Consider the following 24089-nt stretch of genomic DNA (forward strand, 5'->3'; position numbering starts at 1 on the left):
ATAACGATTGGCGAGGGGCCCGTGTCAACGAACAATCGCAGCCGACACCTCAGGCCGGGCGTTGCGCAACGCTCATCGCGCCAACGCGGCCAGTGGACTGGCCAGCAACCCCAACCCGGCCGCCAGCAGCGCCAGACGCGGCTGATAGGGCAACAACAGCACCAGCGACAAGGCGCTGAGCATCAAGACCGCGCACCACTGCACCAAGCCGAAAGCCCAACCGGCCGCCGCGATCGCCGCCCACAGCGAACCCGCCAGCAGCAACCAGCCGCCGAAGCGCAGGCCACTGCGGCGCCGGGCCGTGGGTTTGTAGCCCAGGAGTTCGGCGTGGTGACGGTCCATCGACAGGCACAACCCGGCAAAACCGGGGTAACACAACAGCAGCGCCAGGAGCATTCAGTTCACCTCGGTTTCAAGGGCGGCCCGTCGCGAGCGGGCGGCAGCGGAGGGATAGACGACAGGACGCGACATCTTCCAGGCCGCCCAGGCCAGGAACAGCCCCGCCGCCAGGCAGGTCAGGTCGAACCCGGCCCGAACCCAGTCGCCATGCACCAGGAAACCATCCAGCACATCGGGCACCGTCAGCGCATCGAGCAGCGGCACACTGGCCAGCAGCAACGCCGCCAGGCCCAACTGCTCGACCCAGGCCTTGCGCCCGCGACGCAGAGCGGCGTGCAACAGGCTCAGGCCCCAGACGATAAAGAAGCTGTTCACTTCCCAGTCCGCCCGCTCGGCGAAGCTCACCGGCAACAGGCGGTTGGCCCAGAAGAAGGCGGCGACGGCCAGCACCAGGCCGGACATGCTGGCGATGTTCAGCACTTCCACCAGCCGCAACTCGAAGGGCGTCACGCCGCTCTTGGCATGCTTGAGCTGGCGCTTGCCGAGCCAGATCACCAGCCCGGTGCCGATCATCGCGGTGGCGGCCAGGCCGCAGATAAAGTACAGCCAGCGCAACAGCGGCCCGGCGAAGAGGCCCATGTGCAGCCCGTAGAAACCGCCTCGGATAGCGACGATCGGCGACTGCGGCGGGGCAACCTGCAGCAGCTTGCCACTGACGCCGTCGAACGAAACCGCACTGCCAAAATCGCGAACCACCTGGTCGCCACCGTGGCGCATGACATTCACCGAGGCATGGGCATCCCCTGGATTGTTCACCGTGATACGCCCCACGCGGCCGCCCGGCCACTGCTCGCGGGCCTGCTGCAACAGCGGTTCGAGCTGCACCAGGGGCGCCGGCCGGCCCGCGGCCGGTGCGTTGCTGGTGGCGGGAAACGCCTCATTGAACAGTGCCCGGCTATCTTCGCCGTAGGTGGCCAGGATGCTCGCCGGCATGACCATCGACATGAAGATCACCAGGCTGCTGTAGGTGATCATCAGATGGAACGGCAATACCAGCACACCCACCGCGTTGTGCCCGTCGAGCCAGGAGCGCTGGCCCTTGCGAGGGCGGAAGGTGAAGAAGTCCTTGAAGATTTTCTTGTGGATGATGATGCCGCTGATCAAGGCGACGAACATCAGCATCGCCGCCGCGGTGGACAGCCAGCGGCCCCAGGGATAGGGCATCTGCAACTGGAAATGGAAGCGGTAGAAGAATTCGCCGCCGCGGGTATCGCGGGCCTGCAGCTCGGCGCCGGTGGCCGGGTCCAGTAGTTTCTGGGTGAAGGCGCCGCGCTCGCCGGGCTTGCCCGGAAATTGCCACATCACCGACAACACCGGCTCGCGGGCATCGGGCAAGTTGATAAACCAGCGCGAGGCGCCCTGGGCGTGCTGCTGCAAGTAGCTCTGGGCGAGGATCAGGCTGGTCTCGTTGCTGACCGAGCGCGACGGCACTTCGGGCTGCATCCAATGGCTGATTTCATCCTTGAAGTAGGCCAGGGTGCCGGTCAGGAAAATCGCCAGCAGCAGCCAGCCGAATACCAGTCCGACCCAAGTGTGCAACCAAGCCATGGACTGGCGAAATCCCTCCTTCATGAGAGATTCATCCAATACGCCAACGCAGACATCGCCGCCAACACCAGCGCTGGCAGCAGCAACCCGAACCAGGCCTGCCAGGCCGTGCGGCAGGCGAAGCACCAGAGCACCGCCATCAGGTAGAACAGGAAGGACGCCATCATGCCGCCGAATACCGCATCGGCGCGGGACACAGGGAGCAGCAGGGTCAGGCAAATGCTGGACAACGCCGCCAGCAGGTAACCGCCAAACACCGCGGCCAGCACCCGCGAAGTCACGGCCAGACGATAGGAAAAAGGGATCGCAGCAACTTTGCTTTTCATGTTTCGACCTTGAAACCAGGACAGCCCGGCATTGGCAAATACCTCACGCGGGCTCAAGTCGGCGCAATATTAATGATAAATATTCTCATGTGCAAAAAATCCCCAACCCACCGAGAGCTCTTCCGTCGGTCCGGGTTGATTGCCCAATGCCATGCCCGGCCACTACAATGCGAACAATTCTTGTTCTCTTAAGCATTTTCATGCTGCCGGAGCGTTCGGCTTGGCTCACTCCTCTACCGTCGAAGTCCTCTATCACGCCCATCACAGCTGGCTGAACGGCTGGTTGCGGCGTCGGCTCGGCTGCCCCGACAGCGCCGCCGACCTGGCCCAGGACACCTTCATGCGGGTGCTCAGCGCCCGGGAAACGCCGTCGATCGTCGAGCCACGGGCGTTCCTCACCACCATCGCCAAACGGGTGCTGTGCAACCACTACCGGCGCCAGGACCTGGAACGGGCCTACCTCGACACGCTGGCGCAGATGCCGGAACTGCTGGCGCCGTCCGAGGAGGACAAGGCGATCATCCTGCAGACCCTGATGGAGCTGGACCAGTTGCTCGACGGTTTGCCGCGCCTGGTGAAACGCGCGTTCCTGCTGGCCCAGGTCGATGGCCTGAAACACAGCGAGATCGCCCGCGAGCTGGGGATTTCCATCGCCACGGTCAAGCGCCACCTGCACAAGGCAGCCCTGCGCTGTTACTTCGCCCTGTGAACGCTGCACTCCCCCGTCCGCCGGACATCGGCGCCCAGGTCGCCGAACAGGCCGTGCACTGGCTGCTCGAAATGCAGGCGGGACCGCTCAACCCGCGCCAGCAACTGGCCTGGCAGCAATGGCACGACGCCCACAGCGAACATCAACGGGCCTGGGAACATATCCAGCGGGTCAACCAGCGGCTGCGCGGCCTGTCTTCGCCCCTGGCCCATGCCGCGCTCAACGCGCCGAAGTCCTCCAGCCGGCGCCAGGCGCTGAAACTGCTGCTGATCCTAGGCGCCGGTTCCGCCGCGGCCTGGGGCTTGCGCGAACACAATCCGCTGACCCCGCTGATGGCCGACTACCGCAGCCCGGTGGGCCAGCGGCGCACGCTGCAATTGAGTGATGGCAGCCAGCTGCAGCTCAATACCGACAGCGCGGTGGACGTGAGTTTCGATGGCCAGCAACGGCTGATCCGGCTGTTGGCCGGGGAGATCCTGCTGACCGCCGCGGCCGACCGCCGGCCGCTGCTGATCCAGAGTGCCCAGGGCCTGCTGCGCCCGCAAGGCGCACGCTTGAACCTGCGCCAGTTCAGCCAGCGCACCCAGCTGGCGGTGTTCGAGGGCAACGTCAGCCTCAGCCCGTCGGATTATTCGGCAGCACCATTGCAGGTAAGCAAGGGGCAACAATTGAGCTTCACCCGCAGCGCCTGGGACAACCCGCGGCCGCTGGACGCCGGCAGCGGCGCCTGGAGCGAGGGCATGCTGGTGGCTGCCCATATGCGCCTGGCGGACTTCCTCGACGAGTTGGGCCGCTACCGTCGCGGCCAGCTCAACTGCGATCCACGGGTCGCCGACCTGCTGATCTCCGGCAGTTACCCACTGGACGACAGCGAACGGATCCTCGACCTGCTGGAAATCAGCCTGCCGGTGAAGGTCCGGCGCTTCACCCGTTATTGGGTCACGGTCGAGGCCCGCGCCTGAACCTGTAGCCGCTGCCGCAGGCTGCGATAAGGTCAGAAGGACCTTCGAGGGCCTCAAGAGCACGTCCCCTTCGGGGCCGATCGCAGCCTTCGGCAGCGGCTACAAATCAGCGCCGATTCAATGTTTTTTCCGACGTGCGAATTATTTTCATTTTGTGTGAGCCGTTTTCCAGCACTCGCGTGACAGAGAAGGAAAGCCCCCTTGACTGCAACCTTCTCAGGATCGATGTCCATGCCCCAGCACCCCACTCACCTTACGCCCCTTGCCCGTACCCTGCGCCAGTTGCTGCTGGGCGCCAGCCTGAGCTTTTCCGCCCTGCCGCTGGCCATCGCCGCCGACGGCCCGACGCGCGATTACCACATCGCGGCAGCGTCGCTGGAAAACGCCCTGAACCAGTTCGGCCGTGAAGCCGGGGTGCTGATTTCCTTCGGCTCCCAGGTCACCAGCGGCGTGCAGAGCCAGGGCCTGGAAGGCAGCTACACCACCGAAGAAGGTCTGAATGCCCTGCTCAAGGGCACCGGCCTGCAAGCCCGCGCCGAAGGCAACAATGCCTTCAGCCTGCAACCGGTGAGCGCCGAGGGCGCACCGGCGGCCCTGGAGCTGGGCGCCTCCAGCGTGGTCGGCGACTGGCTGGGCGACGCGGCGCAGAGCAACGTCTTCGAACACCCGGGTGCGCGGGACGTGATCCGCCGCGAAGAATTCGAACGCCAGGGCGCGACCCAGGCCCGCGACGTGCTCAACCGCATCCCCGGGGTCAACGCCCCGGAAAACAACGGCACCGGCAGCCACGACATGGCGCTGAACTTCGGCATTCGCGGGCTCAACCCGCGCCTGGCCTCGCGCTCCACGGTACTGATGGACGGCATTCCGGTGCCCTTCGCGCCCTATGGCCAGCCGCAGCTGTCCTTCGCCCCGGTCAGCATGGGCAACATGGACGCGGTGGATGTGGTGCGTGGCGGTGGCGCGGTGCGTTACGGGCCGCAGAACGTCGGCGGCATCGTCAACTTCGTGACCCGCGCCATCCCCGATGCACCCACGGTCAAGGGCGGCTTTCAGACCGAGACCAGCCCGTCCTCCAGCCACGACGGTTTCAAGACCACCGGCAACCTGCTGGCCGGCGGCACCGCCGACAACGGCTTGGGCGGTGCCCTGCTGTACTCCGGCACCCGTGGCGGTGACTGGCGCGAACACAGCGACACGCAAATCGACGACCTGATCCTCAAGGGCCACTACCAACTCGACGACGCCAACAGCTTCAACGCCATGGCCCAGTACTACGAGGGCGAGGCCGACATGCCCGGCGGCCTGAACGTCGCCGACTACAAGGCCGATCCCTATCAGTCGACCCGCCCGTACGACAAGTTCTGGGGCCGCCGCACGCTGATCAACTTCGGTTATCGCTACCAGGAAGATCGTCGCGAATTCACCGTCAACAGTTTCTTCACCAAGACCCTGCGCAGCGGCTACCTGGACCAGGGCAGCTTCCTGTCGCTGTCGCCGCGCGAATACTGGGTGCGCGGCGTCGAAACCCGCTTCGCCCAAGGCTTCGACCTGGGGCCGACCAGCCATGAGCTGGGCATCGGCTACCGCTACGTCAACGAGGCCGGCCACGAGTTGCGCTACCGCACGCCGATCAGCGCCAACCAGCAACTGCCCAGCACCAGCAGCCGCAACGACCGCGATACCCGCGGCGGCACCGAGGCCAATGCATTCTTCGTCGACGACCGCATCGACATCGGCAAGTGGACCCTCACCCCGGGCATCCGCTACGAGATGATCGAGTCCCAGCAGACCAACAACCTGACCAACGTCAAATACAAGGGCGACTACAACACCGCGCTGCCGGCGCTGAACGTGATGTACCACCTGACCGACAGCTGGAACCTCTACGCCAACACCGAAGGTTCGTTCGGCAGCGTGCAGTACAGCCAGATGCCCAACCGCGTGAGCAGCGGCGAAGTGAAACCGGAGAAGGCCCGCACCTGGGAACTGGGCACCCGCTATGACGACGGCGCCCTGCGGGCGGAGATCGGCGCGTTCCTGATCAACTTCGACAACCAGTACGACAGCAACCAGACCAACGACTCGGTGATCGCCCGTGGCGAAACCCGCCACCAGGGCATCGAGACCAGCGTCAATTACGCACTGGACGGCCTGAGCCCGGCGCTGGCCGGTTTCGATCTGTACGCCACCTACGCCTACGTCGACGCCACCATCCGTGAGGACGGGCCGAACAAGGGCAACCGCGTGCCGTTCTCGTCCAAGCACAAGGGCACCCTCGGCATCGGCTATACCGAGGGCCCGTGGAAGCTGAACTTCGACAGCAGCTACCAGAGCAGCCAGTTCGCCGACAATGCCAACACCTGGGCCGAAAGCGCCGACGGCAGCACCGGGCGGATTCCCGGCTACATGCTGTTCAGCAGCCGCGCCGCCTACGACTTCGGCCCGCAACTGTCGGACCTGAGCGTGGCGGTCGGGGTGAAGAACATCTTCAACCACCAGTACTTCACCCGCTCGTTCGACGACAACAACAAAGGCAAGTACGTGGGCGAACCGCGGACCCTGTACGTACAGACCTCCGTGGCGTTCTGATCCACGGCCACCGCCTGGCAGTAGGAGCGAAGCTTGCTCGCGATAGCGTCCGGCCTGACACACCGCGCCGCCTTCATCGCCGGCAAGCCTGGCTCCTACAGAACAGCAAATCATTCCGCTCGACATGTTTATCAAGGCGTTCAAGCCAAAAGATCAGTAATCAATTACAACGGCGTCAAAAATCAGCCGCTGATAACTTGCACCCTGTCATTCAGAAATAACCATATAACAAATCAAACCTATAAAAATCCGATGTTGGTTGCACACAACAATGACGATGAATTGAAGGCAGTAGTCAGTCACGTGATGCCATCCTTTTCAGGAGTATCGATCTCACGGACAACCTCAATTGGAGCTTGCTATGCAAAACGACTTTACGTCCCCAACCTCTGTTGCCTTTTCTAACCGAGGTGCAGATATCGAGTTCAAACCCAGGAAGAAAAATATCCTGATGAGAATCATATCTAAAACCTCCATTTGCAGTCAGTCTCTCGCAGCCGGCGGCTGCGAAGGGTGGAAGTGGTAAACATGATCGTTTGACAGTGGAGAACCTCTTTGCTTGCAAAGAGGTTCTGATAATTGGTTGAAAGCGAGCATGATCAATATGAGTTCAAACTTCTACTCTATTACCGACTTTGATGAAGATAGCGTCCCTGGCTTCGCAGCAAAAGCCTACAAACTGACACTGCCTTATGTTACTCAATTCTTGATAGCCAGACACCCGCATCGAAATGGCGCTGTCTGTCCATTTATCGCTGGCGCTCTTAAAAACGAAACGCTGTATTTCAGCTTTGCCGACTTTCATGACCATCACGACTGGTCCGCCTTCATAGAACAATGCATCAGATTCATGGAAAGCAAGCGGAGTGATAGTAAGCTTGGTCGTGCCTTGATCATCCTGCTTCCCGACGACTTCGACCTGGAGGCCTTGTTACGAATTCATGTAAATAACAAAGTAAAATGTGTAGAGTCCTTTTTAATGCTTGGTGCCCTCTACAAAGACAGCAATGCAAAAAGCCTTCACAGCCCTGACTTTTTCCCTCTGAGAACACCCACCCCAACTCTTGTGATGCGAGAAATTACCGCGGGGGACTTAGTTTTTCTTGAACCTAAGCATTACAGCATTTTTACCCGACTGAAGTTTCTTAAATCATATGTTCGTCGCTTCGAAAGCGACAAATCTTCAGCGTACGAAATGCGCCAGGCCTCTGTTTCAAGGAAGATCATCAAGCAATACAGCATAAAAATAGTTTTGGATTGCCTTTTCCGACTGGCATTGCTCTCTATCATCATCGGCAGCATCACTGTAGCTCTTAAAGGAGCCGCGCATGTTTACCTCCAATAGGTATTTCATTTCAGGCATTGTGCTGATCATCTCTCAGCAAGTCTCCCTGGGCATATCAACCTATTATATTGCCATGGCTGGCGCGGCTCTTTCGCTGCAAGACTACCAACTGCTAAAGACTCGGATAATCCTTTTCTTCTCATTTGCCTTGCTGGGATACCTGATCAGTTCCGCAGTAGAGTTCATTTCTGCAAAGCTCAAGATTGATTTATGGGAGAAATACATCTTCTCCGTTTACGAGCATCTTCGCCACAATCAACCTCTTTCGTCTGAAGCAAACCGCAAGAATGTCCAGAGCTGGCTGGGCAGTGAAGTACCGACAACGCTGGATGGCACAGTCAATCTCTATTTCGGCATGACTTCCGTGTATAGCAATATCATAGTCACCCTCTATGTATTTTATTGGGTGCTCGGGACCCACATCGCCATACTAATGGCAAGCTCCATTCTGATTTCATACTTCCTAGTAAAGGCCATGAAAAGCAGAATAAGTGTCTCCGCCACAGAAATACAACAGAAGAGGCTCAACGTAGTCAAGCGTGCAAGTTCGCTTTGGGATTACTACCTGAATGCAAACTCATCCATGATTGGCTACTCGGAGGCTTCTTCAAGATCATTGATCGCGGACTTCCTTAAATCCTCCCTGTACTACACCAGGCTTGAGCAATTGGCCGCGTGCTTGCCGATATGTATAGCCGTCGCAATAATTCTGATATACCTGCAAGGACTGCCTCTGAGCCAGTCTGTCCCTTGGGGGATGATCGTTGCGGTTTTACCGCGGTCCCTGCAGGTATTCGGAAATGTTCACTCAATGAGTTTGTATAACAGCAAGTACGTATACTTTTGCAAAAGAATCAGCAATCTGTTGAATTTCACCGATACATTGGAGCCACTGAACCTCAACAAACAAGTCGTTCGCGAAGATATATCGATTTGCAATACCGTGAATGGAAAGACCATCCCCATTGATCAATTGCTCGATGACATTCGCACAATCGCCAGCCTTAAAGGAAGGTTTCTCGTGTCAGGCAAGAATGGTTCTGGAAAGTCGTCTTTTTTAAAACTGATCAAATCAGAGTTTGCCGAGTCCATTTTGCTGCCAAACCACGTAAGTTTTCATGAAACCGACGCTCCACTTTCCACTGGAGAAAGTCAGGTTCAAAAGCTCCTTCATGTACTGAATCAAAAGGCCCGGATAATCCTGCTCGATGAGTGGGATGCAAATCTGGACAGCCAGAACAAGCTACGAATCGGCAACATCCTGAGTCAGAAAGCCGAGGAAATATTGATTATTGAAGTGCGGCATATTCAAGAGGCGATCTGAAATCGACTCCAAATGCCTACTGTCGAGCCCCTTGCCACGCAGGTATCCGCATTTGCCCGATCAGCCAACGACCTTTCGCGAACACAGCAGGATGAGCCTGGGTTGAACTACAAAAAAAAGGCCATCGCAGCGATGGCCTTTATGTGTCTCCCCCAATAATGAGGGCCTGCATTGGATATCCAGCACCTACAAACATCAGCTGCGCAGCAGGCGCATGTTTTTGAACAGTAACTCAGCCGTCAGCTATTGAGCGCGGCCTGTTCGTTTTCCAAGAACTCCTCTTCAAGCAAGGCGTCGGCCTGGCCTTCGCGGGCGCTTGGCGCTGCCGCGGCGCGCTTGTTGCGCAACCGGCCGAACAAGTGTTCCAGGGAATTCTCCAGCTTGGTGGCCGCTCCTTCGATGGCCAGTTCCAGGGATTCGGCTTTGTGGGTCACGGAAATCGGTTGATGGCCTTTTGGCCGCGCCTCCAGTTGGCAGCGCAAATCGTGGGGACCGGGCTTGTCGCCGTTCTCGTCCCGCAGGTGAACCTCAACTCGGGTCAGGTCCTCCTCGTAGCGTTCGAGCGTGCTCTCAATGGTAGTACGTACCCACTCCTCCAGTCGGATGCTGCTTTGAATATGGTTATCGCTATTGACCTGGATTTGCATAGTTCTTCCCTTATTTCAGCTAGCTCGCGAGAGGAACCGCGTGCCCCTGAGGGCGTACTTTTTGCGGCCTCTTGGTTACAGAGTTGGGCAGAGCGCGGAACAATTCAACCCCTAAAAAAAGATAAATATCTATTCGCAAATAAAGCCGGACAAGGAGCAAAAGCGCTGTTAATGTCGGGAGTTGGGTCGCCTCTGTCCCTGGCCTTTTTCACTCACAACTGCCCCTCTCCCAGAGGGTGCTGGCTGCGAAAAATCCCCGCCTCCTCCACCAACCAGTCGTGCACCGCGCGCACGCCCGGATGGCTCAGCGCACCCGGCGCATACAGCAGCACATAACGCTTGTGATTGGGCACCGCGAGGCCGAACGGCACGATCAGGGTGCCGCGCTCCAGTTCGTCGTTAAGCAGAGTACGCCGGGCAATCGCCACCCCCATCCCGGCGATCGCCGCCTCGATGGTCAGGTGATTGCGATTGAAGGTGTGCCCACGCCGCACATCCGCACCCTCGCAGCCGATGGCATTGAGATAGAACTCCCACTCCGCGTACTCATAGCTGCCGCGCCAGGCGGTGATGTCGTGCAGCAACGGGAAATGCACCAGGTCCGCCGGGCCGTGCAACGGCGGTCGCCCGCGCAACAGGCCCGGGGCACAGACCGGAAAGATCTGTTCATCCAGCAGGGCTGTGGATAACAACCCCGGATAGCTGCCGTCGTTGAGGTCGATGGCCAGGTCGAAATCGCCTTCGTGCAAGGCCACGCTGCTGTCCTCGGCCACCAGCCGCAGCTGAATGTCCGGAAAACGCTGCTGCAGCCGGGGCAAACGCGGGGTCAGCCATTTGCCGAGAAACGACGGGATCGAGCGCAGGCGCAAGGTGCCGCTGATCATTCCGGCATCCAGCCGGCGCAATTCGGCGTCGATGCTGCCATAGGCCTCGTTCACCGTGATCGCCAGCCGCTGCCCCTCGGCGCTCAGTTCCACCCCACGGGCGCGCCGGTGAAACAGGCGAAAGCCGAGCCGCTCTTCCAGCAGGCGGATCTGCTGGCTGACCGCCCCCGGGGTGATGTGCAGTTCTTCCGCGCAACGGGTGAACGACAAGTGCCGCGCGGCACAGGAAAACACATGCAGCCAGACGTAGGTCTGGGCATGAAACTGACGACTCATCGTTTAGTCCTGCTAAAGGCTGTCTTAGGAAAATTCGTTGGTCAGTCTTGACCGAGCTAGGCAGTATCGCCGACCTGACGCTCGGCCTACAAAAAATGGCAGCGATTTCTCTTCCATTGCTTGTAAGGCTTTAGCATGGCTATCAGTGTTTTCGATCTCTTCAAAGTCGGTATCGGCCCATCCAGCTCCCACACCGTCGGCCCGATGCGCGCCGCCGCGACCTTCGCCCAGGGGCTGTTCGAGCAAGGGTTGCAGGAGCAGGTGCAGCGGGTGGAAATCCGCCTGTACGGCTCCTTGTCCGCCACCGGCGTCGGCCATGCCACCGACCGCGCCTGCGTCATGGGCCTGATGGGCGAATGGCCCGACAGCATCGACCCGAGCAGCATCGGCCCACGCATCCAGCAACTGCGCGAAAGCGGCGAGCTGAGCCTCGGCGGCCGTTCGCGCATCGCCTTCGACTGGCACCGCGACCTGTTGCTGCTCGACGAAAGCCTGCCCTACCACCCCAATGCCATGTCGCTGTCGGCCTTCGCTGCGGACGGCCTGCTGTGGCGGCAGACCTACTACTCGGTGGGCGGCGGTTTTATCGTCGAGGAAGCCGAAGTGGCCGAAGGCGCCCCGGCGGCCAACGGCGTCGAACTGCCCTACGACTTCAACAGCGCGGTGGAACTCCTGGCCCTGTGCCAACGGCACCAGCTGCGGGTCTCGGAACTGATGATGGCCAACGAACGGGCCTGGCGCAGCGACGCCGAAATCCGCAGCGGCCTGCTGCACATCTGGGCGGTGATGCGCGAATGCGTCGAGCAGGGCCTGCGCCACGAAGGCACCCTGCCCGGCGGCCTGGATGTGCCGCGCCGCGCGGCCAAGCTGCATCGCAACCTGCTGGAAATCGGCAAGCCCAACGTCATCAGCTCGACCCTGTCGGCCATGGAGTGGGTCAACCTGTTCGCCCTGGCGGTGAACGAGGAAAACGCCGCCGGCGGGCGCATGGTGACGGCGCCGACCAACGGTGCGGCGGGGATCATCCCGGCGGTGCTGCATTACTACATGAAGTTCAACCCCGAAGCGTCGGACGACGACGTGGTCGACTTCTTCCTCGGCGCCGCCGCGGTGGGCATCCTCTGCAAGAAAAACGCCTCGATCTCCGGCGCCGAAGTCGGCTGCCAGGGCGAGGTGGGTTCCGCCTGCGCCATGGCCGCCGCGGGCCTGGCCGAGGTGCTTGGGGCCACCCCGGAGCAACTGGAAAACGCCGCCGAAATCGGCCTGGAACATAACCTCGGCCTGACCTGCGACCCGGTCGGCGGCCTGGTGCAGGTGCCCTGCATCGAGCGCAACGCAATCGCCGCGGTGAAAGCGATCAACGCCACCCAGATGGCCCTGCGCGGCGACGGTAAACACTTCATTTCCCTGGACCGGGTGATCCGCACCATGCGCGATACCGGCGCCGACATGCATGACAAATACAAAGAAACTTCACGGGGCGGCCTGGCCGTGAGCTGGGTGGAGTGCTGAGGAGCATTCCACCAGGCCGTATGAAAACGACTGCGCTCGGCAATACTGCGTTAAAAACAGGCTCGGAATGCTCATGTAGGCCCCTACAGTCGAACGCGACCCCGGCCGTTCCTCGCCTGTTTTTGCCTTGTCTTGCCTTCGCTCGCTACGTTCTCAAACGGCCTGACCGCCTGTACTACGTGAGCCCGAGCAAAAATAATAACGAGGCAATACCGATGACCGATGTACGAACACCCGCTGCCGAAAACCCTGCCGTAGAGACTGCCCGCGACACCACGACCGCCAACCAGGGCTGGAGCAAGCACGACACCACCTGGATGCTCGGCCTGTACGGCACCGCCATCGGCGCCGGCACCCTGTTCCTGCCGATCAACGCCGGGGTCGGCGGCTTCTGGCCGCTGATCGTGCTGGCGCTGCTGGCCTTCCCGATGACCTTCTTCGCCCACCGCGGGCTGACCCGCTTCGTGCTGTCCGGGCGTTCCGGCGACATCACCGAGGTGGTGGAAGAGCACTTCGGCATCGGCGCCGGCAAGCTGATCACCCTGCTCTACTTCTTCGCCATCTTCCCGATCCTGCTGGTGTACAGCGTGGCGCTGACCAACACCCTGGGCAGCTTCATGGAGCACCAGCTGCACATGACGCCGCCACCACGGGCGATCCTGTCGCTGGTGCTGATCCTCGGCCTGATGGCCATCGTGCGCTGTGGCCAGGGCGTGATCGTGCGGGCCATGAGCGTGCTGGTCTATCCCTTTGTCGCCGCGCTGTTGCTACTGGCCCTCAGCCTGATCCCGAACTGGAACGGCGCCTTCTTCGCCTCGGCCAATGACGGCATGTCCATGCCGCTGTTCCTCAAGACCCTGTGGCTGGCGATCCCGGTGATGGTGTTCTCGTTCAACCATTCGCCGATCATCTCGGCCTTTGCCGTCGACCAGAAGCGCCACTACGGCGCCCAGGCCGAAGGCAAGAGCAGCGGCATCCTCGCCGTGGCCCACGGCATGATGGTGCTGACGGTGATGTTCTTCTGCTTCAGCTGCGTACTGGCCCTGTCGCCGGCCGACCTGGCCGCGGCCAAGGCGCAGAACATCTCGATCCTGTCGTACCTGGCCAACCACTTCCAGACGCCGGTGATCGCCTATGCGGCGCCGCTGATCGCGCTGGTGGCGATCACCAAATCCTTCCTCGGCCACTACATCGGCGCCAGCGAAGGTTTCCAGGGGCTGATCGTGAAAAGCCTGCGCAGCCGCGGCCGGACCCTGTCGTCGCGCTGGCTGGAGCGTTGCACCGCGCTGTTCATGGTCCTGACCTGCTGGGCCGTGGCCACCTTCAACCCGAGCATCCTCGGCATGATCGAAACCCTGGGCGGACCGGTGATCGCCTGCTTGCTGTTCCTGATGCCGATGTACGCGATCCGGCGGGTGCCATCGCTGCGCCAGTATTCGGGCCAGCTGTCGAATCTGTTCGTGGTGCTGATCGGTCTGATCGCACTGTCAGCGATCATTTATTCGTTCATGCCCTGAAACGGGTAGCCAAAGAAAAACGGACCTATTGGTCCGTTTTTTTTCGCCCCCGGGTTTATTGGGCGGCGCTTTTCCCGGCATGCCCTTTGCTTTGCAAGACCCGAGGAATACGGACGTTATCAAACCTCAGCGAACGGCCTGCCAGTGGTCTGGAAATGCGAACTAATCCCGATCCCAGCCGGTCAATGACTGCACGATACAATCAGGCGGTGACGCACATGGACAACCCCTTTCAGCTGATTACCGATGCCTTCGCCCCGGAATACCGGGTCAACCTGAGCATCCAGGGCCTGGACGGCAGCATCATGCTGACCCTCTCCAAGGCCGGCCGGGTCGTGGCCAAACGCATGATCAGCGCCGAGCAGCGCAACGATCCGCAGCGGCTCAAGCGCCTGGTGCAAAGCATTCAGTTCGGCATCGCCATCGAGCAGGGCCACAGCGCCGTGGCCATCCTCGAAGCCATGACCAACAGCGACAGCTTCAAGCTGCCGCTGCCGGCCGCCAAGGGCCGGCCGCCCCTGAGCGTGGCGATTTAAAGCTCGCCCTTCTCGACTTCCGGGTGCTCGCTGGAACCCGCGCCGACTTTGCGTTGCGGGTGTTCGATCTTCACCGAGGGGAACTGCGACGAGGCGTAGCGCACCACCAAGATCGAGAACGCCAGCAGCAGGATACCGCCGCACAGGTAGATGATCCCCAGGTCCGGCGGGTTGTGGTGCGACACGTTGGAGATCAGCAGGCGGGTCAACGCGGTGATCGCCACGTAGATCAGGAAGCGCACCGGCATATGGTTGGTCTTGAAGTAGATGCCGACCATGGCGCCCAGTTCGAGGTAGATGAACAGCAGGAGAATGTCATCGATCTTGATATGACCTTCTTCGAGCATCCCGAGAAACTCCATCACCGCCGCCCAGGCCGTCACCGCGCCGATGGCGAACAGCGCCAGGTAGTGAAAGGTCTCCACGAACAGGTTGCCCAGGGACTCGGCCAGCTGATGGACGTTCTGCCGCAGTTTCTCGGCCCAATTGATTTTCACGATGGTTTTTCCTTAGGTCGACTCGACCGGATGATGCGGGTTGGACGTGACGGTTGCTCTGCATGCAGAAAAAAGGCCAGCGTCTGGGGTGAGATGGTGGCTGATGCAGACAAGGCACGTTCAGGCCGGCGGCAATCTGTAGCAGCGAGCATGCTGGCGATAGCGTCTGTTCAGACAAGGTACTGAATGGCCGCTGCGCGGATCGCGAGCAAGCTCGCTCCTACAGGGGAAAGCTGACAAACCCGGAAACCCGTCTAGATTAAAAAGCCACTATTCAAAGCATAAGGATTCGCTTATTCTTCTCGCCTGTATATAAATACAGTAGTAGCAAATACCCATTATCGTGAAGGCATGTGAGGTGGTGAATGGCCGTCGAAGTGGTATACCGCAGCAGCCGAGATCTGGAGCGCTTGTTCATGGATAAAGCCGAAGCTGACCGTCATGACAAAATGCTCGAACTGGCTGAATTGCTGGCGCAAGTGTTGCAAAAAGCTGTGCCGTCCCTAAGCGAGCAGCAGGTGGAAGAAGCCGGGATCTACATGGCGAAGAATCGCGATGTATTCGCCAAGGCCTTCAAGAGCCAGCCAGACGCCCTGTCCGAACTGCTCAGCGCGCCGGTTGCGGCGGCCGAGCCAGAGGCTCCGCTGGCAGCGCCCGAAGCCGCGGAACCCGCAGCACCGGCCAAGCCCGCCAAGGCGAGCAAAGCCGCCAAGTAAGCAGGCTCGAATTGAACAGGCCCTGGGTTTGCGCCCAGGGCCTTTTTCATGCCTGTGGAAGACTAAAGCTCAGGTTGTTCCAGCGCCTCTACCAGCGCCTTGAAAAACCGCGCCGCCTCGCCGCCGGTAACCACCCGATGATCGAAGGTCAGGGACAGCGGTAGCAACGGATGCACCGCCACCGCACCATTCACGGCCACCGGCTCGTCGCGGATCACCCCGGCGGCGAGGATCGCCACTTGCGGCGGTACCACCACCGGGTTGGCGTAACGGCCGAACAGGGTGCCGAAGTTGGACAGGGTCAGGGTCGCGCCCATCATCTCCTGGGGTGGGATCGAGCGTGCCTGCACGTCGGCGCGCAAGCGCGTCACCCCGGCCTTGAGGTCCGCCGCGTCGCGCTGGCCGACATTGCGCAGCACCGGCACGAACAGGCCATCGGGGGTGTCCACGGCAATGCCCAGGTCGAGGTGCTGGTGCTGCTTGATCGACAGGCTCTTGCCATCGAACGCGCTGTTGAGCACCGGTTCCACCGCGCAGGCCGCCGCCAGCGCCTTGGCCAGGCGGATCAGCGGATCGCGGGCCTCGCCCCAGCGGTGCAGGTCGGCATCGCCGTAAATCGTCACCGGCACCACCTCGGCATGGGAGCGGGCCATGTTCAGCGCCATGCTCCGGCGTACCCCGCGCAGTCGGTCGCCGCCGAACCGCTCGCGCGCCTGCTGCGCGGCGCTTTCCACATCGCCGCGGCTGATCAGCCCATCCTTGGCCGACCCGCTCAGGGCATTCACGTCCACGCCCAACTGCCGGGCCAGTTGGCGCACCGCCGGCGTGGCGCGGACCGCCATATGCTCGCGGGTCGAGGGCGCGGCGCCGACAAAAAACCGGTCTTCCTGACTGGCCCCGCCACCTTCGAGGCGGCCGACCACGGTGCCGGCATCCGCCTCGCCTTCGTAGCCGAGCAAGGGTTCGCCGACATGCAGGATGTCGCCCGGCGCACCGTAGGTTTTCGCCACCACACCGTCATAGGGCGCGGGAATGTCCACCAGGGCCTTGGCGGTTTCCACCGACACCAGCAACTGATCGGCCTTGACCGCATCGCCGGCCCTGACGTGCCATTCGACAATCTCCGCTTCCTGCAGGCCTTCGCCCAGATCGGGCAGTTTGAAATATTTCATCGCAGCCTCCTCAGGCGAAGTTCAGGGTGCTGTCGCAGGCGTGAAGAATGTCTTCGACGCCGGGGATGTACAGCGACTCCAGGCGATACAGCGGCGGTGGAATGTCCGGCGCGGTGACCCGCAGGATCGGCGCCTGCAATTCCAGCAACACCCGCTCGTAAAGGCTGGCGGCGATTTCCGCGCCGACGCCGCAGGTGCGTGGCGCCTCGTGCACGATCACGCAGCGCCCGGTCTTGCGCACCGAGGCTTCCAGAGTGTCGAGGTCCAGCGGCTTGATGCAGGCGACGTCGATCACCTCCGCCGACACGCCCTGCTCGGCCAGCGCGCTGGCGGCCTGCAGGGTCTCGACGATGCTCGCGCCCCAGCTGACCAGGGTGATGTCGCTGCCTTCGCGCAGGGTGAAACAACTGTCCAGCGGCAGGCGCTTGCCGTCATCCACCAGCAGTTGCGGGTTCATGCGGTAGAGGCGGGTCGGCTCGAGGAACAGCACCGGGTCGGGGTCGTCGATGGCCGCCAGCAGCAGGCCGTAGGCCCGCGCCGGCGAGGACGGCACCAGCACCCGCAGCCCCGGAATGTGGGCGAACAACGCTTCGGTGCTTTCACTGTGATGCTCCGGTGCGCGAATGCCCGCGCCCATGGGCGTGCGCAACACCATCGGGCAGGTGATGCGTCCGCGGGTGCGGTTGCGCATGCGGCTGGCGTGGGACACCAGGTGCTCCATGGTCGCGTAGATAAAACCCATGAACTGGATTTCCACCACCGGCTTCAGGCCTTGGGCGGCCATGCCCACTACCAGCCCGCCGAGCATGGTTTCCGCCAGCGGCGAATCGATCACCCGCTTGAAGCCGAAACTGTCGCGCAGCCCCAGGGTGGCGCGGAACACCCCGCCGTTCACGCCAACGTCCTCACCCAGGACAATCACGTTCTCGTCCTCGGCCATGGCCCGGTGCAACGCCAGGTTCACCGCTTCCAGCAGGCTGAATGTGCCGTTACTCATGGTCCGCACCTCCCGCACGCCGCGCCAGCCGTTCGAGGAACACCTCGCGCTGTTCGGCCAGGGCCGCCGGCCACTGTGCGTAGACGTAGTCCAGTACCGACTCGGGGGCCTGGGTGCCCGCCGCCTCGAAGTTATCCACAGCACGCTGCACCAGCGCCTGGCATTCCACCATCAGCGCCTGCTCGCGGTTTCCGTCCCAGACGCCCTGCCCGACCATGAAGCGTTGCAAGCGCTTGACCGGTTCTTCCAGCCAGGCCTGCTTGACCTCATCCGCGGCCCGATAGCGCGTGGCATCGTCGGCGGTGGTGTGGTCGCCCAGGCGATAGCTCAGGCACTCCAGCAGCACCGGTCCCTTGCCATGCCGGGCACGCTCCAGGGCGGCCTGCACCCGGTCGTACACCGCGAGCATGTCGTTGCCATCGACCTGCTCGCCGTGGAAGCCGGCGCCGATGGCCTTCTGTGCCAGGGTCGGCGCGCCGCACTGGATACGCCGTGGCACCGAGATCGCCCACTGGTTGTTGTTGACCACGAACACCACCGGCAACTGCCAGGTGCCCGCCACGTTGAGGGCCTCGAGGAAGTCGCCCTTGCTGGTGGCGCCGTCGCCACAGGTGGTCACCACCACCCGGTGCTCGCCACGGATCTTGAACGCGCTGGCCACGCCGCAGGCATGCAGGGCCTGGGTGGCGATCGGCACGCAGATCGGGAAATCCTCGGCCACCGCCGGGTCGGCGAAATCACTGCCGCGCTCATCGCCGCCCCAGTACAGCAGGATCTCTTCCATGCGCACCCCGCGCATCAATTGCACGGCGGTGTCGCGGTAATAGGGCACCAGCACGTCTTCGGGCCGCATCAGGCTGCCGATGGCCACGCCAATGGCTTCCTGGCCGAGGGTCGGCGCATAGGTGCCGATGCGTCCGGTACGTTGCAGGGCCACGGCTTTCTGGTCGAACAGGCGGGTCAAGAGCATCTGCCGGTAGAGCCGGGTCAGCAGATTGAAGTCGTCGGCCCAGGCCGGCAGGTCGCCGAGCAACTGGCCGTCCGGGGACAAATAGCGGGTATAGGGAAGTGCAACCTTGTGCGGCATCACATGGCTCCTGGCACGCCGGGTCAGCGTGCAGTTGTTGCGCCTCGCGCTTGTGGCGCGGGGCCTACAGGGCGAAATGGCCGGGTAAGGCCCTCGCGCCTAGCGGTACAGCACGCGCTCCGCCAAGTCGTCGGCCACCCGCGCCGGGGAGCGCTTTTCAGCCTGGGCATGGGCGAAGACCTCGGTGAGCCGCTGGCTGATCTTCGACAGGTGGGCGGTGATGGTCGCCAGGTCTTCACCGCGATGCTTGAGCGAAACGTAGATCAGCCCGCCGGCGTTGATCACGTAATCCGGCGCGTAGAGGATGCCGCGGTTTTCCAGCTGGTCGGCGACCTGCAGGTTGGTCAGCTGGTTGTTGGCCGAACCGGCCACCGCCGAGCAGCGCAGTTGCGCCACGCTGTGGCTGTTGAGCACGCCACCTAGCCCGCAGGGCGCGAGGATGTCGCACGGGGTGCTGAGCAAGGCTTCGTTGGCGATCGGATGGGCGCCCAGTTGCTCCATGGCCAGTTGCACCTTGCCGGAATCGATATCGCTGACCAGCAGTTCGGCGCCCGCGGCATGCAGTTGCTCGGCGAGGGCGAAGCCGACATTGCCAAGGCCCTGGATCGCCACCCGCAAGCCTTCGAGGTTGTCGCTGCCCAGGCGCGCCATGGCGGTGGCGCGGATGCCGGCGAACACCCCCATGGCGGCATGCGGTGCCGGATCGCCGGAGGCGGTGGTGCTGGTGACGTGCTGGGTGGTTTGGGCGATGCAGTCCATGTCGGCGACCGAGGTGCCGCTGTCGATGGCGGTGATGTAGCGGCCATCGAGTTGCTCGACGCAGCGCCCGAAGGCTTCGAACAATGCGGCGCGGCTTTCGACGTGTGGCGGACGGATGATTACCGCCTTGCCGCCACCGTGGGGCAAGCCGGCCAGGGCGGCCTTGTAGCTCATGCCCTGGGCCAGGCGCACGGCATCGACCACGGCACTTTCGTCGTCGGGGTAGGCAAGGTAACGACAGCCTCCCAAGGCAGGCCCCAGGCGGCTGCTATGAATGGCAATCACCGCCTTCAACCCGGTGGCCGGGTCGACGCTCAGGTGCAGCGATTCAAGGCGAGTGCTTTGCATGAGAGCGAACATCGTCGGGCTCCCGAATCACTTCTTGTAGTCGCCAGTATAGGCTTGTGCATGAAAATTGCTGGAGCGCGCGGGAATAAGCCCGCTGCCTTACCGGGCTTTAGGAAATAACCTGCTACGGCATGTGTGCGGCACTGGACGAACGCCCGCGACGGGGCTAAAACGAGGCATTCGCCGGAGATTTCGATGAACCCGCGTCAAGCTTTTTTCGCCTGCCTGCAACAGTCCCCGCCCGCCCTTTTCGAGGCGGCGCTGTGGATCGCCGCCGAGCACGACAAAGAGGTGTCGCCCGAGCAGTTGCTGCAAGACTTCAAGGAACTGCAACAGCGGGTCAGCGCAGGCTTGCCGCTGCTGCCGGTCAGCGAACTGGGCCAGCCGCTGCTGCGGCGCATGAACGACCTGGGGTTCCAGCAGGACGAGTTCCTGCCGCTGCGCCCGCAGGCGGCGCTGCTGGACAAGGTGCTGCACACCCGGCGCGGGCAACCACTGGCGCTGGGGCTGATCGCCCTGGAGCTGGCGCGGCGCCTGGAAATCCCCATGGTCGGGGTCAACTTCCCCGGGCACTTTCTATTGCGCGTGCCCGGTGCCGATCATCTGCTCGACCCTTGCGGCGGGCGCCGCCTGTACCCCAACGACTGCCGTGAACTGCTGGAGCGCCAGTACGGACCGAACATCAAGCTGGCCGCCGAGCACCTGGCCACCGCCAGCCCGCAGCAAATGCTCCAGCGCCTGTCGCGCAACCTGCGCCAGTTGCACCTGAGCCACGACGACCACCTCAATGCGCTGATCGATGCCGAGCGGGTCCTGGAACTGGGCAATGGCAGCGCCTCCGACTACCTGGCCCGCGCCAGCCTCTACCAGCACCTGGACTGCCCCAACGCCGAACGCTTCGACCTGGAGCACGCCCTGCTGCTCAGCGAAGACCCGATCCAGCGCCTGCGCCTGACCGAACGCCTGGGGCACCTGCCACCCAATACCATCGTGCACTGATGGGGCGCTCTGCCTCCCATGCCACAATGCCCGGCGACAACTCTCCGTTTGCTTCAAGGATGAACAGCATGAACAGCGCCGAACGCTTTCTTCAGGACTTTCACCAACGTCGCCCCGGCACCACGCCGCCGGCTTTTTCCGGGCTTAGCCTGCCGGGGCGCGGTTCATCCTACGAGATGCTGGCAGCCACGCTCGCCACCGCTCAGCCCGGCGCCCGGGTGCTGGACCTGGGCTGCGGCGACGGTTTCCTGCTGGATCTGCTGGCCAGGGAATATCCCGAAGTCCGGTTGACCGGCGTGGACATGAGCGCGACCGAACTGCAGGCGGCCCGCACCCGCCTCGCGAACCGCAGTGTGCTGCTCAATGAGCGGGCCCAGTGCCTGTCGATTGCCACCGGCAGCATCGATGCCGTGGTATCGCACCTGGCCCTGATGCTGATGAGCGATATCGAACAGGTGCTTGGGGAGATCCATCGGGTCCTGGCCAAGGGTGGGCAACTCTCGGCCATCGTCAGCCGGGCCTTTCTGTTGGGCGAACCGGGCCAGCACTACTTGCAGGCCTTTCGCGCCGCCGCCCGACGCGACCAGCTCCGTCCCCTGCCCCTGATGGATCCCCGTACTCAGTCACAGCGTGGATGGCGGACGCTGTTGGGCCACAGCTTCACCTCGCTGCACTTCGAGGAACTGGACCTTGAGTGGACGCCCACCTTTGAGGAACTCTGGGACTCGTTGGCAGAAACCTACGACCTGGATCGCCTGACACCCGCCAATCGCGCATTGATGAAGAGCGAACTGCGCACGGCCACACAACCCTTACTGCGGGCGGACGGCACGCTGCTGACCGGCTGGGGGCTGCTGCTGATCCAGGCCAGGGCGGCATGACAGCCCCGTCCGGGCTCTGGCAGGATGCTCGGCTCACACCAAGGAATGGGCACAGCATGCTGATCAGAAAAGCTCATGGCGACGACGCGCAACGCGTCTTCGTCATTCGCAACCGAGCCATCAACCAGCAGTGCAGCGGCCATTACCCCGCCGCCGACCTGCAGGTCTGGACCGCCGGCAGCCTGGGGGACTACTTCATCGAAGTCCTGGAGAAGACCGGGCACGTAGCCGTCATCGACGGCCAGATCGCCGCCAGCGGCATGCTCGATCCGGAGTCGGGGCAGGTCGATGCGGTGTTTGTCGATCCGGCGTACATGGGCCGCGGGATCGGCCGGCAGATGATGGACTATCTCGAACAACTGGCACTGCAGGCCGGCCTGCCGCACCTGATCCTGGACTCGACCCTGAACGCCGCAGACTTCTATCGCCACTGCGGCTTCGTCGGCGAGCAGGTTGCCCAGTACCATTCGCCCCGGGGCCTGACCCTGGCCTGCGTGCCGATGATCAAGCATCTGGCACGCTGAGCCCGCACACCTTCAGGGTTTGAGCGGCGCCTGCAGTTCTGGGGCAGGCTCCGCGCCTGCCGAAGAAGCCTCGGACGGCGAGCGCACCTGGATGATCAGCAGCGCCGCAATCACCGCCGGAATCGCGCAGAAGAAAAAGATCTGCTGCACCGGGATGTGCATTGCCAGCAGCAGGCTGCCGAACAGCGGGCCGAGGATCGAGCCGAAGCGACCGACGCCCAGGGCCCAGCCGGTGCCGGTGGCGCGGACATGGGCCGGGTAGAAGTTGCTAGCGAAGGCGTTGAGGGTCAGTTGGCCGCCGATGATGCAGAAGCCGGCGGCGAAGACGAAGGCCACCAAGTAACGCGGATTATCGTGGTTCAGGCCCAACAGCAGGGTGCACAGCGCCGCCCCGGCCAGCACCGCCGAGAGCAGCCGTACCTTGCGTTGCAGGCGGTCGGCGAACCAGGCCATGCAGATCGCCCCCAGGGTGCCGGCGAACAGGAACATCGAGGTCACCAGGTTCGCTTCGTTCAGGCCAAGGCCACTTTCCAGCAGCAGCGACGGCAACCAACTGATCATGAAATACAGCAGGATCAGGCTGACGAAAAAGGTCGACCAGATCAGCAGCGTCGGGCGCGCATAACCGTGGCGGAACAGCTCGATCACCGTGAGCTTGCTGCCCTGCTCGGCTTGGTTCTGCGCGGCCGAGGCGGCCGGTGGTTGCCAGTCCGGCAGCATGCGCGCGGTGACCCTGCGCAGGCGCGCATAAGGCGGCTGATCGCGCAGCAGGCGCGGCAACGATTCGGGGAGGAACCAGGCCAGGAAGGGAAACAGCAGCAACGGCGTGACGCCGCCGGCGAGGAACACCGCCTGCCAGCCGAAGCGGTCGATGAAGCCCGCGGCGACAAAACCGCCGGCCGCGCCGCCGAAAGAGAAACCGCAGGCGGCCAGGGTCACCATCAGGGTACGCAGGCGCGGCGGCGAATATTCCGACATCAGCGCCATGGCGCTGGGCATCGCCCCGCCCATGCCGATGCCGCAGATAAAACGCGCGACCATCAGGCTGTTCAGCGAATCGGCGAACACCATCATCACCGTGAGGCTGGCGTAGATCAGCACGCAGGCCAGCAGAATCCGCCGCACGCCAAACCGGTCCGCCAGCGGCGTCACCGCCAGCGAGCCCAGGGTCAGGCCCAGCAGGTTGGCACTGAACACCGGACCGAACGCGGCCTTTTCCAGGCCCCAATCCTGGGCCAGGGCCGGCACCACATAACCCAGCACCTGGGCGTCGTAGCCGTCGGTGACCAGCAACAGGGCCAGGAGCAGAAGAAGCAACCACTGATAACGCGACACGGGACGGGCGTCGAGGGCCGCCCGGAAGCTGGCAATCTGATTGTGCATCGCAAGGTACCTGCTGGTTTTTATGGTTATGGGAGCCGGCAGACCGTCATTGCTCTTGGGCGGCAAGGATCGGTCTTGTGTACATCATTCAGGCGCGGGAACACGTTGCTCCCGCGGACCTGTCTCCTGTAGCCGCTGCCGCAGGCTGC

Annotated in this window: 22 protein-coding genes and 1 pseudogene; 12 read left to right on the forward strand and 11 right to left on the reverse strand. The window is 62.5% G+C overall.

What is annotated here, in order from left to right:
• Positions 1-72: 72 nt before the first annotated feature.
• From J4E58_RS04230 to J4E58_RS04240, 3 genes are read right to left on the reverse strand one after another with little or no spacing between them, the layout of a single operon-like run.
• A complete protein-coding gene (locus J4E58_RS04230; RefSeq protein ID WP_087091296.1) occupies positions 73-396 on the reverse strand; it encodes a DUF3325 domain-containing protein in 324 nt (107 codons plus the stop codon).
• Positions 397-1971 (reverse strand): PepSY domain-containing protein, encoded by a 1575-nt coding sequence (locus J4E58_RS04235; protein WP_087091295.1) that lies wholly within the window; start codon positions 1969-1971, stop codon positions 397-399.
• Positions 1968-2273 (reverse strand): DUF3649 domain-containing protein, encoded by a 306-nt coding sequence (locus tag J4E58_RS04240; RefSeq protein WP_087091479.1) that lies wholly within the window; start codon positions 2271-2273, stop codon positions 1968-1970. Before J4E58_RS04240 ends, J4E58_RS04235 begins: the two co-directional genes overlap by 4 nt.
• A gap of 220 nt (positions 2274-2493) precedes the next feature.
• Between J4E58_RS04240 and J4E58_RS04245 the strand changes: the two genes are divergently transcribed.
• The 5 genes from J4E58_RS04245 to J4E58_RS04265 all read left to right on the forward strand — a co-directional run bounded on the left by J4E58_RS04245 (position 2494) and on the right by J4E58_RS04265 (position 9205).
• Entirely contained in the window at positions 2494-2982 is a 489-nt protein-coding gene (locus J4E58_RS04245) for a sigma-70 family RNA polymerase sigma factor (protein WP_087091294.1), read from the forward strand.
• Positions 2979-3944, forward strand: coding sequence for a FecR domain-containing protein (locus J4E58_RS04250; RefSeq protein ID WP_087091293.1), 966 nt, complete (start codon positions 2979-2981; stop codon positions 3942-3944). Before J4E58_RS04245 ends, J4E58_RS04250 begins: the two co-directional genes overlap by 4 nt.
• A gap of 231 nt (positions 3945-4175) precedes the next feature.
• Positions 4176-6536, forward strand: a complete 2361-nt coding sequence (gene fecA / locus J4E58_RS04255; RefSeq protein ID WP_087091292.1) for a TonB-dependent Fe(3+) dicitrate receptor FecA — start codon at positions 4176-4178, stop codon at positions 6534-6536.
• Positions 6537-7131: 595 nt separating this feature from the next.
• Positions 7132-7881, forward strand: a complete 750-nt coding sequence (locus J4E58_RS04260) for a DUF6875 domain-containing protein (RefSeq protein ID WP_087091291.1) — start codon at positions 7132-7134, stop codon at positions 7879-7881.
• Positions 7865-9205 (forward strand): ABC transporter ATP-binding protein, encoded by a 1341-nt coding sequence (locus tag J4E58_RS04265; RefSeq protein ID WP_087091290.1) that lies wholly within the window; start codon positions 7865-7867, stop codon positions 9203-9205. The genes J4E58_RS04260 and J4E58_RS04265 overlap by 17 nt, the downstream gene beginning before the upstream one ends.
• A 239-nt stretch (positions 9206-9444) precedes the next feature.
• Here the strand turns inward: J4E58_RS04265 and J4E58_RS04270 are convergent, their stop codons facing one another.
• Positions 9445-9852 carry an HPF/RaiA family ribosome-associated protein gene (locus J4E58_RS04270; protein ID WP_007932409.1) on the reverse strand — a complete coding sequence of 136 codons (408 nt, stop codon included), beginning with the start codon at positions 9850-9852 and terminating at the stop codon, positions 9445-9447.
• Between the two features lie 212 nt (positions 9853-10064).
• A complete protein-coding gene (locus J4E58_RS04275) occupies positions 10065-11012 on the reverse strand; it encodes a LysR substrate-binding domain-containing protein (RefSeq protein WP_009042241.1) in 948 nt (315 codons plus the stop codon).
• A gap of 135 nt (positions 11013-11147) precedes the next feature.
• Between J4E58_RS04275 and J4E58_RS04280 the strand changes: the two genes are divergently transcribed.
• The 3 genes from J4E58_RS04280 to J4E58_RS04290 all read left to right on the forward strand — a co-directional run bounded on the left by J4E58_RS04280 (position 11148) and on the right by J4E58_RS04290 (position 14577).
• Complete coding sequence (locus tag J4E58_RS04280) at positions 11148-12524, forward strand: L-serine ammonia-lyase (protein WP_087091289.1); 1377 nt, start codon at positions 11148-11150, stop codon at positions 12522-12524.
• Between the two features lie 215 nt (positions 12525-12739).
• A complete protein-coding gene (locus tag J4E58_RS04285; RefSeq protein ID WP_087091288.1) occupies positions 12740-14041 on the forward strand; it encodes a serine/threonine transporter in 1302 nt (433 codons plus the stop codon).
• A 218-nt stretch (positions 14042-14259) separates the two neighbouring features.
• A complete protein-coding gene (locus J4E58_RS04290) occupies positions 14260-14577 on the forward strand; it encodes a DUF3509 domain-containing protein (protein ID WP_007932393.1) in 318 nt (105 codons plus the stop codon).
• Here the strand turns inward: J4E58_RS04290 and J4E58_RS04295 are convergent.
• The gene (locus J4E58_RS04295) at positions 14574-15074 is read right to left on the reverse strand and encodes a phosphate-starvation-inducible protein PsiE (protein WP_009042237.1); all 501 of its coding nucleotides are present in this window, start codon (positions 15072-15074) and stop codon (positions 14574-14576) included. The genes J4E58_RS04290 and J4E58_RS04295 overlap by 4 nt on opposite strands.
• A 365-nt stretch (positions 15075-15439) precedes the next feature.
• On the opposite strand from J4E58_RS04295, the pseudogene J4E58_RS04300 reads away from it, so the two are divergent.
• Positions 15440-15697 (forward strand): annotated as a pseudogene (locus tag J4E58_RS04300) (YebG family protein); the annotation flags it as partial.
• A 155-nt stretch (positions 15698-15852) separates the two neighbouring features.
• On the opposite strand, the gene J4E58_RS04305 reads toward J4E58_RS04300, so the two are convergent.
• The 4 genes from J4E58_RS04305 to J4E58_RS04320 form a co-directional block, all read right to left on the reverse strand.
• Positions 15853-16962 carry a dihydrolipoamide acetyltransferase family protein gene (locus J4E58_RS04305; protein WP_087091287.1) on the reverse strand — a complete coding sequence of 370 codons (1110 nt, stop codon included), beginning with the start codon at positions 16960-16962 and terminating at the stop codon, positions 15853-15855.
• 10 nt (positions 16963-16972) lie between these two features.
• Positions 16973-17959 (reverse strand): alpha-ketoacid dehydrogenase subunit beta, encoded by a 987-nt coding sequence (locus J4E58_RS04310; protein ID WP_087091286.1) that lies wholly within the window; start codon positions 17957-17959, stop codon positions 16973-16975.
• Positions 17952-19046 carry a pyruvate dehydrogenase (acetyl-transferring) E1 component subunit alpha gene (gene pdhA, locus J4E58_RS04315; protein WP_087091285.1) on the reverse strand — a complete coding sequence of 365 codons (1095 nt, stop codon included), beginning with the start codon at positions 19044-19046 and terminating at the stop codon, positions 17952-17954. Before pdhA ends, J4E58_RS04310 begins: the two co-directional genes overlap by 8 nt.
• 99 nt (positions 19047-19145) lie before the next feature.
• The gene (locus J4E58_RS04320) at positions 19146-20165 is read right to left on the reverse strand and encodes a Glu/Leu/Phe/Val dehydrogenase dimerization domain-containing protein (RefSeq protein ID WP_007932382.1); all 1020 of its coding nucleotides are present in this window, start codon (positions 20163-20165) and stop codon (positions 19146-19148) included.
• A gap of 183 nt (positions 20166-20348) precedes the next feature.
• Here J4E58_RS04320 and J4E58_RS04325 point away from each other — a divergent pair, with 183 nt between their 5' ends.
• The 3 genes from J4E58_RS04325 (at position 20349) to J4E58_RS04335 (ending at position 22557) form a co-directional block, all read left to right on the forward strand.
• Entirely contained in the window at positions 20349-21152 is an 804-nt protein-coding gene (locus tag J4E58_RS04325) for a SirB1 family protein (protein ID WP_007932379.1), read from the forward strand.
• Between the two features lie 68 nt (positions 21153-21220).
• Complete coding sequence (locus J4E58_RS04330; RefSeq protein ID WP_172963040.1) at positions 21221-22033, forward strand: class I SAM-dependent methyltransferase; 813 nt, start codon at positions 21221-21223, stop codon at positions 22031-22033.
• Between the two features lie 56 nt (positions 22034-22089).
• On the forward strand, positions 22090-22557 hold the full coding sequence (locus tag J4E58_RS04335) for a GNAT family N-acetyltransferase (RefSeq protein WP_087091283.1): 468 nt from the start codon (positions 22090-22092) through the stop codon (positions 22555-22557).
• Between the two features lie 12 nt (positions 22558-22569).
• Here the strand turns inward: J4E58_RS04335 and J4E58_RS04340 are convergent, their stop codons facing one another.
• A complete protein-coding gene (locus J4E58_RS04340; RefSeq protein WP_087091282.1) occupies positions 22570-23940 on the reverse strand; it encodes an aromatic acid/H+ symport family MFS transporter in 1371 nt (456 codons plus the stop codon).
• Positions 23941-24089 lie beyond the last annotated feature (149 nt).

The organism is Pseudomonas sp. FW305-25, assembly GCF_017351415.1.
In the GTDB taxonomy this organism is placed as follows: Bacteria; Pseudomonadota; Gammaproteobacteria; order Pseudomonadales; family Pseudomonadaceae; genus Aquipseudomonas; species Aquipseudomonas chlororaphis.